This window comes from Bacteroidota bacterium, assembly GCA_016722375.1.
In the GTDB taxonomy this organism is placed as follows: Bacteria; Bacteroidota; Bacteroidia; order Chitinophagales; family LD1; genus Bog-950.
This window is the reverse complement of the sequence record JADKJG010000005.1, coordinates 335,684-350,337: the sequence shown is the minus strand read 5'-3', so window position 1 is coordinate 350,337 and position 14,654 is coordinate 335,684. Positions and strand designations below refer to the sequence as shown.

11 protein-coding genes and 1 pseudogene are annotated in these 14,654 nt (G+C 42.6%); 6 read left to right on the top strand and 6 right to left on the bottom strand.

What is annotated here, in order from left to right; all coding sequences use genetic code 11:
* Positions 1 to 30 precede the first annotated feature (30 nt).
* Genes IPP77_08930 through IPP77_08920 form a run of 3 tightly spaced genes read right to left on the bottom strand, consistent with a single transcriptional unit; the run spans position 31 to position 1,220 of the window.
* Positions 31 to 243, bottom strand: a complete 213-nt coding sequence (locus IPP77_08930; GenBank protein MBL0309778.1) for a type II toxin-antitoxin system HicB family antitoxin — start codon at positions 241 to 243, stop codon at positions 31 to 33.
* Positions 240 to 434: a type II toxin-antitoxin system HicA family toxin gene (locus IPP77_08925; GenBank protein MBL0309777.1), complete on the bottom strand. Its 195-nt coding sequence runs from the start codon at positions 432 to 434 to the stop codon at positions 240 to 242. The genes IPP77_08930 and IPP77_08925 overlap by 4 nt, the downstream gene beginning before the upstream one ends.
* 6 nt (positions 435 to 440) lie before the next feature.
* On the bottom strand, positions 441 to 1,220 hold the full coding sequence (locus tag IPP77_08920; protein ID MBL0309776.1) for an AAA family ATPase: 780 nt from the start codon (positions 1,218 to 1,220) through the stop codon (positions 441 to 443).
* Between the two features lie 372 nt (positions 1,221 to 1,592).
* Between IPP77_08920 and IPP77_08915 the strand changes: the two genes are divergently transcribed.
* From IPP77_08915 to IPP77_08900, 4 genes are all read left to right on the top strand, one after another.
* Positions 1,593 to 3,050, top strand: coding sequence for a flippase (locus IPP77_08915; protein MBL0309775.1), 1,458 nt, complete (start codon positions 1,593 to 1,595; stop codon positions 3,048 to 3,050).
* Positions 3,051 to 3,258: 208 nt separating this feature from the next.
* On the top strand, positions 3,259 to 3,987 hold the full coding sequence (locus IPP77_08910) for a hypothetical protein (GenBank protein MBL0309774.1): 729 nt from the start codon (positions 3,259 to 3,261) through the stop codon (positions 3,985 to 3,987).
* Positions 3,988 to 3,992: 5 nt separating this feature from the next.
* The gene (locus tag IPP77_08905; protein MBL0309773.1) at positions 3,993 to 4,556 is read left to right on the top strand and encodes a cytochrome-c peroxidase; all 564 of its coding nucleotides are present in this window, start codon (positions 3,993 to 3,995) and stop codon (positions 4,554 to 4,556) included.
* The gene (locus IPP77_08900; GenBank protein MBL0309772.1) at positions 4,550 to 4,993 is read left to right on the top strand and encodes a c-type cytochrome; all 444 of its coding nucleotides are present in this window, start codon (positions 4,550 to 4,552) and stop codon (positions 4,991 to 4,993) included. Before IPP77_08905 ends, IPP77_08900 begins: the two co-directional genes overlap by 7 nt.
* Before the next feature lie 113 nt (positions 4,994 to 5,106).
* Here the strand turns inward: IPP77_08900 and xylA are convergent, their stop codons facing one another.
* Entirely contained in the window at positions 5,107 to 6,438 is a 1,332-nt protein-coding gene (gene xylA / locus IPP77_08895; protein ID MBL0309771.1) for a xylose isomerase, read from the bottom strand.
* A 3-nt stretch (positions 6,439 to 6,441) separates the two neighbouring features.
* On the bottom strand, positions 6,442 to 7,941 hold the full coding sequence (locus IPP77_08890; GenBank protein ID MBL0309770.1) for a carbohydrate kinase: 1,500 nt from the start codon (positions 7,939 to 7,941) through the stop codon (positions 6,442 to 6,444).
* 61 nt (positions 7,942 to 8,002) lie between these two features.
* Between IPP77_08890 and xylF the strand changes: the two genes are divergently transcribed.
* Together xylF and IPP77_08880 are read left to right on the top strand one after the other, a co-directional pair.
* Positions 8,003 to 9,043, top strand: a complete 1,041-nt coding sequence (xylF, locus tag IPP77_08885) for a D-xylose ABC transporter substrate-binding protein (GenBank protein ID MBL0309769.1) — start codon at positions 8,003 to 8,005, stop codon at positions 9,041 to 9,043.
* A gap of 2 nt (positions 9,044 to 9,045) precedes the next feature.
* Entirely contained in the window at positions 9,046 to 10,557 is a 1,512-nt protein-coding gene (locus tag IPP77_08880) for a xylose ABC transporter ATP-binding protein (GenBank protein MBL0309768.1), read from the top strand.
* Between the two features lie 413 nt (positions 10,558 to 10,970).
* On the opposite strand, the pseudogene mfd reads toward IPP77_08880, so the two are convergent.
* A pseudogene (gene mfd, locus IPP77_08875) lies at positions 10,971 to 14,346 on the bottom strand (transcription-repair coupling factor).
* Positions 14,347 to 14,654 lie beyond the last annotated feature (308 nt).

Here is a 14,654-nt window from a genome sequence, read left to right as displayed (position 1 = left end):
ATTCTTTTAGAAGGACTTATTGGTTAAGAATTACTCAAAAACAAAATAACTGGCATCAGAAGTTGCTTTGGGCAAACTTTCTTTTTCCAGTTTCATACCTTCTAAATGAAAACGGATAGCCTCATAAATATTCTTTGCCACCATCTTCACTGTCTTGCCAGTAGCAGCTACACCAGGAATATCGGGAGAATAGGCCGAATAGCCGGTTTTTGTTTTCTCTGTTACAATTAAATACTTTTTCATTTTTGGCTGATTTGAGCTTGTTTCCAAATACTATTTAAAGTTCCTACTGCAATATCGTCAGAAAGTTGATGAAATGCAAGCGTTACCAAGCCTGATTTAACCGGATGTTTTAATTGGCGATGGCTTCCTTTCTGCCTAACGACTTCCCAACCATCTTTTTCAAGTGTTTTCAAAACCTCACGCGCCTTCATACAATATTACAACAAACCGCCGATGATTTTATCAATACTTAAACCCTCTGCTTCTGCTTTATAATTTTTAAACACCCGATGGCGCAAAATAGGCAAGGCCACCGCCTTCACATCTTCAATGTCCGGCGAATACTTTCCATGAATCGCCGCATGAGTTTTGGCGCCAAGCACCAAATATTGCGAAGCCCTTGGGCCCGCACCCCAACTGATATAATTATTGACCGACGTCGGCGACCCTTCCCGATTCGGGCGGGTGCTGCTGGCCAACTTCACCGCATACTGCATCACATTGTCTGCAATCGGAATGCGCCGAATCAATTGATTTTGCGTAGCCAATACAAAAAACGGCAAATCCAAACTATGCTTCTTGCCGCTAATCGTCACACTTCTTTCCTGCATCGCCTCCAGCAAAGCCGACTGCGTTTTGGGCGGCGTACGATTGATTTCATCCGCCAAAATAATATTAGCAAACACCGGCCCTCGGTTAAACCGAAACGTGCGGTTCTCCTCCAAGATTTCCGAACCCACAATATCGCTCGGCATCAAATCGGGCGTAAACTGAATCCGGTTAAAACTCAAATCCAACACATCCGCAATCGTATGAACCATCAACGTCTTCGCCAGACCCGGCACTCCAATCAACAGACTATGTCCATCCGAAAAAACCGAAATCAAAATCTCCCGAACCACCCCATCCTGACCTACAATGACCTTCGCCACCTCACTTTTCAACTCCTTATATTTTGCAGCAAAGGCATCGAGCGCTTCTACGTCAGATTTATACATGTTATGGCTTAATAATTTTTACGCTAAAAAACAGCGCGCGCAAAGAAAGAAAAAATTGCTCGTGCCAAACCCCGCAATTCACAAGTCCTGCCACTTGAGCTCACTTCCATAGTTTCTACTCAACATATAAGGGTATCAAAACTGTATAATGAATATCACTCGCCCCTAAGCTGCGATATACAAACAGCTGAGCAAATCCATCAATAATGACAAACACCAAAAAGGAAAAGAGAAACCCATTACCGAAAAAACAGTACTCTTGTCAACCTGTTCCAAGAGGAAGCCATAGCCCGCCAATCTGTACCAGGATGATTATTTCATTGATTTTGATCCAATCATCATCGCAATGAAATAAGGATTATTAAAACCGCGATGCGCAGGAAGTTCGCCACCAACCTCTTATTTCTCTTTGCCGCCAATCTTTTGGTAAAGCCTTTCTGGATATTCGGCATAGACCGAGTGGTACAGAATAAAGTCGGACCCGAACTATACGGCACCTACTTCGCCGTCTTCAACTTCAGTTTCATCCTGAGCATTTTCCTTGATTTCGGCATCAACAACTTTAACAATCGAGCTATTTCCCGTCATCCAAAACGCGCCGGAGAATACTTGATGAACCTGCTCGCCGTGAAATCTGTTTTGAGCATTGCCTACTTTATTTTCACCTTGCTCACTGCCTTTTTCGCCGGTTTTGACCACGAACAAATGGTCATGCTCATTTTCCTCGCAATCAATCAAATCTTGCTTTCGGCTATATTATACTTCCGCTCTCAACTTGCCGCGCTTCAACTGTTCAAAACAGATTCCCTCCTTTCTACCCTCGATCGCCTGTTGACCATTCTGTTTTGTTTAACGCTGCTGTATCATCCGTTCTTCAGCGAAAATTTCAATATCCTCTGGTTCATTTATGCGCAAACGCTGGCACTGTTGCTCACCGCTATTATCGCTTTTGTCCTTGTGGTTAATAAATCAGGATTCATATTCAGTTGGTGGAAAATAAAATTCACCCAGATGATATTATGGAAGTCTCTGCCCTTTGCCTTGTTGGCTTTGCTGATGGGTATTTATTACCGCATTGATGCCGTGATGATTGAGCGGATGCTACCCGACGGGGCACTTCAAGCGGGTATTTATGCAGCTTCGTTTCGTTTGCTTGATGCAGTGAATATGTTCGGCTTTCTTTTTGCCACGTTGCTGCTCCCCATGTTTGCCCACATGATTCGACGAAATGAAAGCGTAAAAAACCTGGTCAAGTTTAGTGCCGAACTTATTTTCGTGATGTCAGTAATCGTGTCGGTGAACTGTTGGTTTTTCCGTTCCGAAATCATGAGTCTGTTGTATCATCAAACCGACGGATATTGGTCGAAAATATTCGGCTGGCTGATGCTGAACTTCATTCCTATGAGCAGCATCTATATTTTTGGCACCTTACTCACCGCCAAAGGAAGTTTGAAAACGCTGAACTTCATTGCTCTTGGAGGTATGGTAATGAACGTGGTGCTCAACCTATTCCTAATTCCAAAGCATGGCGCCTTTGGAGCCACCATAGCGACTTTGATTACTCAACTTGTTGTTGCGTTGGCACATATTATAGCGGTAAACAAACAGTTTAGACTTGATTATCCTGTCAGCAACCTCTGGCGACCTACTTTATTTGTATTGGGCTGTTGGCTCATTTTAATGTTGATCAATTACTTGCCTGTCGCGAATCGTATGTATCTATTTTTTCTCGCCATTTCTGCTTGCACTGCTTTATCTGCACTGCTGCGATTGCTGCCTGTGAAAGAGGCTTGGGGATTTGTACAGAATAAGAACTTTCAGGAACGATAAGCCGCCTCCTGATTTCGCACGCTGGTTGACACTTTTTAGTTCCTTCCTTCTGACCGCACAGAAAGAGAAAGTGGAAATAAATGAATTCAATATAGTGTTATGAAAATTTCAATCGCGCCTTGTGTGACAAATGTCATAGTTGCTCCCTGCCCTTTGCTATAGCTTTGCGTGGCGAGAGATAATCTGATTTTTAATAAAATAATTAAGCATGAAATTCATTGATTGGGTAAAAGTAGGCACCTTGTTTTTGGTAATAGTGGCTGGCTCAGGATGCAACAAGTCAGATCCGCCGGTTATCAGTTCCACTGTATTATTAAATACTTCCTATAATGTGGATGATCATTCGTTGATATTTGATAGCCTGATGTATGTGAATGCGGCTGGCAACCTTTATTCATTAAACAGGTTGGAGTATTATATCTCCGGCATTACTTTACTGAAGGAGTCGGGGGATAGTATTCGTTTTGACAGCATATTTTATATAGATGCACAAACCCTAAACACAAATTCTTTCTCTCTTAAAGACGTTCCGGTTGGAAATTATATAGGAATGACCTTTCATTTAGGTTTAAGGCCGGATCAGAATGTCAGCAATAGTCTGCCCGCCACCAGTGAAAATGTAAATATGGCATGGCCCGACCCGATGGGTGGCGGCTACCATTTTATGAAGATGGAAGGGCATGTCAAGGACTCTGTATCTAGCCAAGGCTACGCTGTTCATTTGGGCAATAACATGAACCTAGTCACTTGTGTTATTCTCCATCCCTTTAAAATTGAAAAGGCCTATGAGAATATTGACTTGGCCATGAATATTAACGAATGGTATTCGAACCCATATACCTATGACCTTCTACTGGATGGCAATTATACAATGGGGTCTATGGCGCTCATGAGTAAAATATCCAAAAACGGTGCCGATGTTTTCACGTTTAAGTAAATTGAATGAGCACTATTCGGATTTATATTTTTTCACTGTTGCTTTTAGGGTTAACCTTTGCTGTTTCATGCAATAAAGAACCCACGCCACCTACCGACCTTCATCCGGTAAGTCTCACTTATCCCAAATATATTCCGCCACCAAACCTTTCAGCCGACAACCCGCTGACTGAAGAGGGCATTGCCCTTGGACGAAAATTATATTACGATCCAATACTTTCAAATAATGGAAAATCTTGCTCCAGTTGCCACCCGCAACAAAGCGGGTTTACTGATTCTATATTCAATGCTTTACCACACGTTAACTTGGCATGGAACAAATATTTTCTTTGGAATGGAAAGGTAAAGGGTTCTCTTGAAGACATCATGGATTTTGAGGTTAGAGAGTTCTTCAGCACGGATGTTTCAAAGCTTAATGCAGAGCCCACTTATCCTGACCTGTTTAGGAAGGTGTTCAATGCGAAGACCATTAAGGAAGAGCATATAATTAAAGCATTATCACAATTCATGGCTACGCATGTCAGCATGGATTCAAAAGTTGATAAGTACTTGAAAAGGAATGGATGCTGAACGATGATGAACTGAGAGGGCTATATATTTTCAATACTGAAAAAGGCGACTGCTTTCATTGTCATTCGCTGGGCTTGTTTACCGATGGGCAGTTTCATAATATTGGAATAGACTCCGTATTTTCTGGAGTGAATCTGGGAAGATATAATGTTACAGGGGAGGATGGCGATATAGGAAAATTCAAAACACCAAGTCTTAAAAACATTGCCTTAACCGGCCCATATATGCACGATGGAAGATTTAAAACTCTGGAGGAGGTAATTGAATTTTACAACTCGCAGGTCCGAAAATCACCTAGCCTGGACCCAATTATGAGCAAGCCTAGTTTCAAATATGGGCTGCAATTGACCCAACAGGATAAAAACGATTTACTTGCTTTTTTGAAGGCATTGACCGACTCTGCTTTTATCCATAACCCAGCCTTAGCTGCCCCCTGACAGTTTGTATTCTAAATTTCTTTCTATCGCTTTATGATATCTGTGCTTTCCACGTCCTACATTTCACCAGTAGATTTCCACTCTTAAATTATTTAAGAAAGCCTTGGTTGTATTTAGATATAACGGTTAATCAGGTTCTCCATCAATTCCTGTTTACCACTAATTTGTTTCGGCTCTCCACTTTGAATAGCAAGGTCGCGAAGCTGCTCAAGCGATAATTTCCCTTTTGAAAATTGGAAACCGGTATCGGTATCAAAAGAGGCGTACCGTTCGCGTCGATTTTTTTTGTAGTCCGACTTTTCGAGAATCTCATGAGCGATTAAAAGTGCCCGAGCAAAAATATCCATGCCGCCAATGTGGGCGTAGAAAATGTCTTCCAAATCTGTTGAGTTCCTCCGCACCTTTGCATCGAAGTTGATGCCACCGGTGGCGAATCCGCCGGACTCCAGAATGATGAGCATGGCCTCGGTGGCTTCATAAATATTGTTGGGAAACTGGTCGGTGTCCCATCCGTTTTGATAATCGCCGCGGTTAGCATCCATGCTGCCGAGCATGTTGGCATCGGCAGCGACCTGCAATTCGTGGGCGAAGGAATGAAGCGCCAGCGTAGCGTGATTCACCTCAATGTTCAGTTTAAAATCATGGAGCAAATCAAACTCTCGCAAAAACCCAATCACCGTAGCTGCATCAAAATCGTATTGATGCTTGGAAGGCTCCATCGGTTTTGGTTCAATCAGGAAAGTTCCTTTGAAACCAATTTTTCTTCCGTAGTCACGGGCCATCGTTAAGAACCTCGCCAGATGTTCGCGCTCACGTTTCATATTGGTGTTGAGCAGCGAAGAATATCCTTCACGCCCGCCCCAGAAAACATAATTCTCGCCGCCCAGTTCAACGGTCGCTTCCAATGCGGCTTTGACTTGGGCCGCAGCATAAGTAACAACTGCAAAATCAGGATTGGTGGCCGCGCCATTCATATAGCGTGGATGAGAAAATAGATTTGCTGTGCCCCACAACAACTTAACACCCGAATCTTTTTGTTTCTGTTTGGCATAAGCCACCATCTCTTTCAAATTCTTTTCAGATTCGGCGATGGTATTTCCTTCAGGCGCGATGTCGAAATCATGAAAGCAATAAAAAGGAATACCCATTTTGGTGATGAACTCAAAGGCCGCGTCCATCTTGTCTTTAGCAGCCTGCATGGGATTGCTGCACTGCAACCAAGGATAATTTCTGGTGCCCGGACCGAAAGGGTCCGCACCGGTACCGCAGAGTGTATGCCAGTAAGCCACTGCAAAACGAAGATGCTCTTTCATGCTCTTGCGTCCGACTATTTGCCTTTCGTTGTAATAACGAAAGGCAAGCGGATTGGCAGATTCTTTGCCTTCATAAGCAATGCTTTTTATGGTGGAGAAAAATTCTTGGCTGCCGGTGAGGATGTTTGTCATGGTTTATGATTGTTGGGATAAGATTTTGTTTAAATGTTTTAGCCAGTTGGCATAAGTATCCTGATATTTTGTTGCTAAATGTTTATCTGGCTCAACAGTGCGGGTTTTGTTCAGGTTATTAAATGCTTCGCTAAAGCTTTTGTAAAAGCCGAATCCAATTCCGGCACCTCTTGCCGCGCCTTGCGAGCCGTCAGTATTATACAATTCAATGATCGTTCCGGTCAACGAAGAAAATGCTTCGCAGAAAACCGGACTGTGAAACATATTGGCTTCTCCAGCCCGAATCACTTTTGCTTTCACATCCATGCCTTTCATAATTTCCAAACCATAATTCAGGGCAAAGACAATTCCTTCCTGTGCCGCCCTAAGAAGGTGTGAAGTGCTGTGAGTATTGAAATGAAAGTTTTGAAGCAAGGCGCCGGGATTTTTATTCTCCAAAATTCTTTCTGCTCCATTGCCGAAAGGATAAAAGAGCAGCCCTTCAACACCAACTGGAGCCTGTCCAGCTAGTATATTCATTTGCCCGTAGGAAAATTCTCCGCTGATATTGAGAAACTGTTTGAGCCAGCTATTCAGCACACCAGCGCCGTTGACACACATCAACACTCCATAGCGGGGGATTTCTTTGGCATGGTTGACATGAACAAAGGCATTCACTCTGGAACGCTCATCATATTTTGTTTGGTCGGTCACGCCGTAAATCACACCGGATGTTCCTGCCGTGGTAGCCAACTCGCCTGGATTCAGGCAGTTCAGAGAGAAGGCGTTGTTTGGCTGGTCACCCGCACGATAAGTGATTTTGGTGCCGACCTTCAATCCTAATTCTTTGGCGGCGGTTGAAGAGAGTGTTGATTGAATAGAAAAGGTGGAAACTATTTCAGGGATTAAACTTTCAGAAATACCATAATGATTCAGCAACAAGTTCGCAATGCCCTGTTCTTTATAATCCCACAAGGTTCCTTCTGAAAGTCCGCTGATGGTAGTCTGAATCTCACCCGACATTTTCATGGCAATGTAATCACCGGGCAGCATGAATTTGTAAATGCGGTTGTAAACTTCAGGTTCATTTTCCTTTACCCATTTTAATTTAGAGGCCGTGAAATTGCCGGGTGAGTTGAGGAAGTGGGAGAAACATTTGCTCTCGCCAATTTCAGTAAAAGCCTTATCACCAATTTCGCTGGCACGGCTGTCGCACCAGATGATAGCGGCACGGAGCGCTTTCTGATTTTTGTCCACCAAAACTAATCCGTGCATTTGATAAGAGATGCCGATGGCCTTGATGTCTTCTATATTCACAGTCTTTTGGGAAAGAATCTCTGCGGTTGCCGCTTTGACATGCTCCCACCACAATTCCGGATCCTGCTCAGCCCAACCGGGTTTAGGGCCTGATATTCTCATTTCCGTCTGCGGTGAGAAAGCAGAAGCAATTAACTTGCCGTTAGCACCTTCTATCAAAGATGCTTTTACAGAAGAACTGCCGATATCATAGCCGAGGAAGTACATTTTTGTTAAAGGGGTTAGAAATTTCTTTCTTTATCTCCTGTACAAAATAAAGAATCCATTTATGTCTGATAAAACTTTCAAGCCCTTATCTGTTTTATTCTTTGCCTTAGTAACGACCATTCTGTTTTCAGGATGTCATGGCAATGCCGAAAAAAACAACCAGCCTGTTATTGGCTTGTTGCTCGAAACCCTGAAGGAAGAACGCTGGCAGAAAGACCGTGATTATTTTGTTGCCGCAGCAGAAAAACTGGGAGCGAAAGTGATAGTGCAAAGTTGCAATGGAAGCGACGAAACACAAATCGCTCAGGCAGAGAATATGATTACTCAAGGAGTAGATATCTTGGTAGTGGTGCCGCACAACACCAAAATCGCTGCTACGATTGTCAACAACGCTCATAAGAACGGTGTCAAAGTGATTGGGTATGATAGGATAGTCAACGATTGCGATTTGGATTTGTATATCTCTTTTGATAATGAGCAGGTGGGTGAGTTACAGGCGCAATATTTAGCGGAACATGCTCCTTCCGGAAATTATATTCTGATTGGAGGGTCACCTGTTGATTTTAATGCGAAGCAAGTCCGTAAAGGTCAATTGAAAGTTTTACAGGCTTTGATGGACGCTGGTAAAATCAAAATCGTTGCCGACCAATGGGCGATGGACTGGCAACCAATTGAAGCATTGAAACATACAGAGAATGCGCTGACCAAAAACAATAATGATGTAGTGGCGGTGGTCACTTCCAATGATGGAACCGCAGGCGGTGCCATACAAGCATTGCAGGAACAAAAACTGGCAGGAAAGGTTTGGGTGTCTGGACAAGATGCAGACTTGGCAGCTTGTCAGCGTGTGGTGGCAGGTACACAAAGCATGACCGTTTATAAACCTATTCAGCCCTTGGCTCAAGCCGCAGCAGAAGCAGCCCTCCTGCTGATTCAGAATAAACCGGTTCCGAATGCGAAAAGAACAGTCAACAATGGACAAATAGATGTCCCGAGTATTTTGCTCACCCCGGTTACCGTTGACAAATCAAACCTTATGGAAACAGTCATCAAGGATGGTTATCAGAAAAAAGAGGAGGTTTATAAAGTTGCAGCAAACTAAAAATGGCTTTTCTCCAACTCAAGAATATTTCCAAACATTTCTCCGGAGTTCATGCTTTGAGGAATGTCTCCTTCTCTGTGGAGCAGGGAGAAGTTCATGCTATATGTGGCGAGAATGGTGCTGGCAAATCCACTTTGATTAAAATTCTCGGAGGTATTTATCCTGCGCATAGTTTTGATGGTGAAGTTCTGTTTGAGGGAAGCCGCACTAATTTCTCAGGAATCAAAGATGCGGAAGAAGCGGGTGTAGTCGTTATTCACCAAGAACTTGCTTTGGTAAAATACATGAGCGTGGCAGAAAATATTTTTCTCGGACGGGAACCAAACAGTGCCGGAGTGATTGATTATCATAAAATGTATTCCGACACTTCCAGCTTGCTTCAACAATTAGGATTGAACATCAATCCGCAAAAACAGGTAGTGGAATTGGGTATTGGAGAACAACAATTAGTAGAGATTGCCAAAGCCATCAACAAAAAAGCACGCATCCTGATTTTGGATGAACCCACTACTGCCCTTTCAGAAAAAGAAACCTCAAAATTACTAGGCATCATCCGTGAGTTGAAAGCCAAAGGAGTCACCTGCGTCTATATTAGTCATAAGTTAGGTGAAGTACTTTCCATCGCGGATTGTGTCACCGTGATGCGTGATGGACAATACATCGCAACGAAGAAGGTTTCTGAAATTACTGAAAGAGAACTTGTATCCCAAATGGTCGGACGCGAGATTACTGACTTCTACCCCAAAAGAAATCTTCAAAGAGGAGAAGTGTTGATGTCGGTAAAAGACTTCTCTTTGTTCGATCCGGATATTCCAGATAAAAAGAAGATAGACCATGTCAGTTTTGATATTTATCGCGGAGAGATTTTAGGTATCGCGGGACTGATGGGGGCGGGAAGAACGGAACTGCTCACCGGTTTGTTTGGTGCCTGGAATGGAAAAAAATCTGGTGAAGTGATGCTCAAAGGAAAGGTGCATGATTTAACGGTTCCTCAAAAGGCTATTGAAAATTATATTGCCTTAGTCCCTGAGGACAGAAAACGGCATGGACTTTTAACAGAGTCATCTATCAACACCAATCTAAACCTGGCGAGCTTATTGGATGTGGCCTCCGGTGGTTTGGTAAGAGGTAGTAAAGCATCCAAAAGAAGCAAGGAAACAATTATTCAAGTCGGTATTAGGTGTAAAGATGCAGAGGTGGAAGTAAAAACGCTTTCCGGCGGTAATCAGCAGAAAGTGGTTTTGGGTAAATGGCTGCTCACCAATCCCGACATTTTATTTCTCGATGAGCCTACCCGTGGGGTAGATGTAGGCGCCAAAGCCGAAATCTATGAACTGATGAATCAAATGGTGTCAAAGGGAATGGCTGTGGTGATGGTTTCCTCCGACCTTCCCGAAGTCATTGGTATGAGTGACCGCGTTTTAGTACTGCATGAAGGAAAATTGGGCGCCGAATTTATAGGGAAGGCCATCTCTCAGGAGCAAATCATGATGGCGGCGACGGGGCAGAATTGATTATAAATTACGATGCTTCGATTTTTGCCCATTTTTTACCCCAAAATGTACTTTTTGACATGTTTTCGGCTTCAGTTTTTAGCCTTATACCAAGTGTTTATTATAGCCTAAACAGCTATTAAGTAGTCTTTTATGTCTGTAGACACCCCATTTTAGCCGTTTCGTTGCAAACTCTTCGTGTTTTATACAAAACAGCTCTCGTTTGTATACAAACGCGAAATATTCGCACCAAAACGCCATCTGTTTTGGTCAAAATAGATGGCGTTTGATACAAGACAGCATGTGTTTTGGTGCAAACAGGAAGTATTTTGTACAAAACAGTCCGAGTTTGAATGCAAACGTTTTCTGTTTTTCATCGAATCGAAAGTGTTTGTATCATTTCATCCTGAGAGATGCCCATTCGATACACAAAGTCACTTTTTTTCTGTCACCGAAAGAATCTCTTCTAGTTTTCCTTCTGCCTCTTTCATTGAACGTACTCCTTCAAAATTCAGTACGAGGAATTTTTCAGTCTCCCGCAGATAAATACCTTCTTTATGTTGCTGAACGTAAGTCAACACTTTCCCAAACATGCTGGAGGAATAGAAACTTGATTCCCGGTTAGCAACAAAATAGCATCGCAGGTGCTTTGATTTGAGAATGATCTGTTCCATACCGAGTTTAGTGGCAAGCCACTTCAGGCGCATGGCATCAAACAATTCATATACTTGTGGTGGGATGGGCCCAAAGCGGTCAACCAGCTTTTCTTCAAAATCTTTGATGGCCGGCTCATCTTTTAAATCGTTTAAATCGCGGTAGAGCAACATCCGCTCCGTAGAGTTAGAAACATAATCAGATGGAATGAGCGTTTCCAAATCTGTTTCGATGGCACAGTCCCGCACATAATCATGAGAACGTTCCATCTCGTCTTTATATAAATCTTTGAATTCAGTGGTTTTGAGTTCGCGAATCGCTTCATCCAAAATTTTGTGATACACATCGTAACCAATCTCAGCAATAAAGCCGCTTTGTTCTGCGCCAAGTAAATTACCTGCACCGCGGATGTCCATATCACGCATAGCAATGTTGAAGCCACTTCCCAATTCACTGAATTCCTCAATTGTTTTGAGTCTTTGTCTGGCATCGTTGGTCAGCGTACTCAACGGAGGGGTAAAAAGATAACAGAAGGCATGTTTATTACTTCTTCCCACTCGACCACGCAACTGGTGCAAATCACTCAATCCAAAATGATGCGCATTATTAATGATAATCGTGTTGGCGTTTGGAATGTCAATACCACTTTCAATAATGTTCGTACAAAGCAATACATCGTATTCGCGATTGATAAACTTCATCACTACCTCTTCCAATTGATGCCCTTCCATCTGACCATGTGCTACCCCAATGTCCACTTGCGGAACAATTTTCATCAACATTTGCTTCACTTCAGCAATATCTTTCACCCGGTTGTGTACAAAAAAGATTTGACCGCCCCTATATACCTCGTATTCAATTGCCTCTTTAATCATGTCTGGGTCAAGCGCATGAACCTCTGTAGTGATGGGCTAACGGTTAGGCGGCGGCGTGTTGATGATGGATAAATCTCGCGCGCCCATCATACTGAATTGAAGTGTTCTGGGAATGGGTGTGGCCGTGAGAGTGAGTGAGTGTACCTGAGCCCTCATGTTTTTGAGGGTTTCTTTGGTGCCCACGCCAAATTTTTGTTCTTCATCTATGATGAGCAGTCCCAAGTCTTTGAACTTGACGTTTTTACCTACCAATCCATGTGTTCCAATAATGATGTTGGTCTTGCCTTCCGCTAAGTTTTTAAGCGTTTCTTTTTTCTCTTTCCCAGATTTAAAGCGATTGATATAATCCACTTCCACCGCAAAATCGTCCAGTCTTTCTTTGAAAGATTTGTAATGCTGCAAAGCGAGAATAGTAGTCGGCACCAGTACAGCTACTTGTTTGCCTTCTACTGCTGCTTTAAAAGCTGCACGAACGGCGACTTCTGTCTTTCCAAAACCCACATCGCCACATACCAACCGATCCATCGGTGATATGTTTTCCATATCGCGTTTTACATCTTCCGTGGCTTTGGCCTGGTCTGGAGTATCTTCATACATGAAAGATGCTTCTAACTCAGTTTGTAGATAAGAGTCTTTAGAAAACTGAAATCCTTGAGAGGCTTTGCGGCGGGCATAAAGTTGAATCAGGTCAAAAGCGATTTCTCTGATTTTTTTCTTCGTCTTCTTTTTAAGGTTCGACCAAGTTTCAGTCCCTAGTTTATTGACGCGAGGTGGCTCCCTTCTTTTCCTACGTATTTGGAGATTTTATGCAGCGATTGAATTCCTACATATAAGATATCATTGCTGGCATAAATCAAGCGGACGGTTTCCTGTAGCTGTCCGCCCACTTCAATTTTTTCTAAACCGGAATACACTCCCACCCCGTGATCAATGTGTGTGACGAAATCGCCGGGCTTCAATTCGCGGAGAGTTTTGAGAAGCAGCGCTTTGTCTTTATTGAAACCTTGTCGAAGGTTGTATTTATGATAACGGTTAAAAATTTGGTGATCTGTATAGCAGGCTACTTTTAAATCATCATCTATAAATCCCTGGTGAATCCCAATGCGAACCGGAGTCCAATTGATCTGAGCCTTCAAATCTTCAAAGATGGCATAGAAACGCTCCATCTGTTTTTCGTTTTCCGAAAAAATGAGATTGGAATATCCCTTCTCAGTATTCTCATGCAGATTGGAAATGAGTAAATCAAAATTTTTATTGAAAGAAGGCTGCGGACGGGAATGAAAGGAGATGTTGTCTTCTGATTTGAAAAAAGATTGTCTGCCAAATTCAATCAGATGAAAGTTTTGCATCCCTTTGAGCAAATCACTCCAGTTCAGAAAAACATCTCCCGGCTTTCCCTCATTCAGAGGATGCTTCTCTGAAAGCGAAGCATGACCAATACTCTGTTTGTATTTTGCAGCCTTATCTAAGGCCATCTCCATCTTTTCAGCAAGCAGTTGCGTGTCCTTTATCCAAATGACAGTGTTCGGTGGAAAAATTTCGAGCAGCGATGTTTTTTCTCATTGCCAAAATGCGTTTGAATATTGGGCACGATGGATACCGAAGCAATTTTGCGAACAGAAAGCTGTGTCAATGGGTCAAAAGTGCGGATGCTTTCTATTTCTTCTCCGAATAGCTCAACGCGATAAGGAAACTCATTGCCGAAGGAGTAAATATCCACGATGTCTCCGCGAATACTGAATTGACCTGGTTCATAAACAAAGTCCACCCTTTCAAATTCAAACTCCACCAACAGGTCAATAACAAAGTCAATATCCAACTTTTCATTCACCTTCATGCGAAGGGTCTGTTGTTGTAGTTCATCTGCTTTTACCACTTTTTCAATCATGGCTTCGGGATATGACACCGCTATTTCGGCTCTTGAACTAGAATTGCTGATGCGATTCACCGTTTCTGTGCGAAGCAGAATATTATTATTGTTGAGTTCCGAAAAATCTTGCGGTCGTTTAAATGAATCGGGGAAAAAGAAAATGTCCTTTCCATTCAAAATGTTTTTCAGGTTGTTCTGAAAATAGGCTGCTTCTTCTTTGTCCGGCAAGATGAAGAAATGATTGAACTCTGATGATTTGAAAGTTGCTGCTGCGATGAAGGAATCCTGAGAGCCGAGCAGGCCTTTAAGATGGATATTCCTTTTCAGACCACCATTAGCGCTTAATTGACTGGTAAGTCGCTTAACCGATTCGCTTTCGCAATATGCCTTTAGTAATTCTTCAATATTCATAAAAAGATTTAACCCCGTTCTGAAGCAGAACGAGGTTCCAATTAATTAATAGGGCGAAAATAAAATTTTGAATTCTAAGGATAATCAAACCGAATGAATTTTACTGAAACAGATTTGTTATCCACCGGAAACGATTCAGTCTCTCCCTTTCATTTCTTCAAATTGATACGTGAAAGGCATTGAATTATCTTCTTTACAGAATTCATTATGGATAAGAAATATTGGAACACAATAGCACCGCAACTCAGCCAGAAGATTTTCGACGTTTTCGAGAATGACGGAATTCAATAATTCACCTAAATGGATGG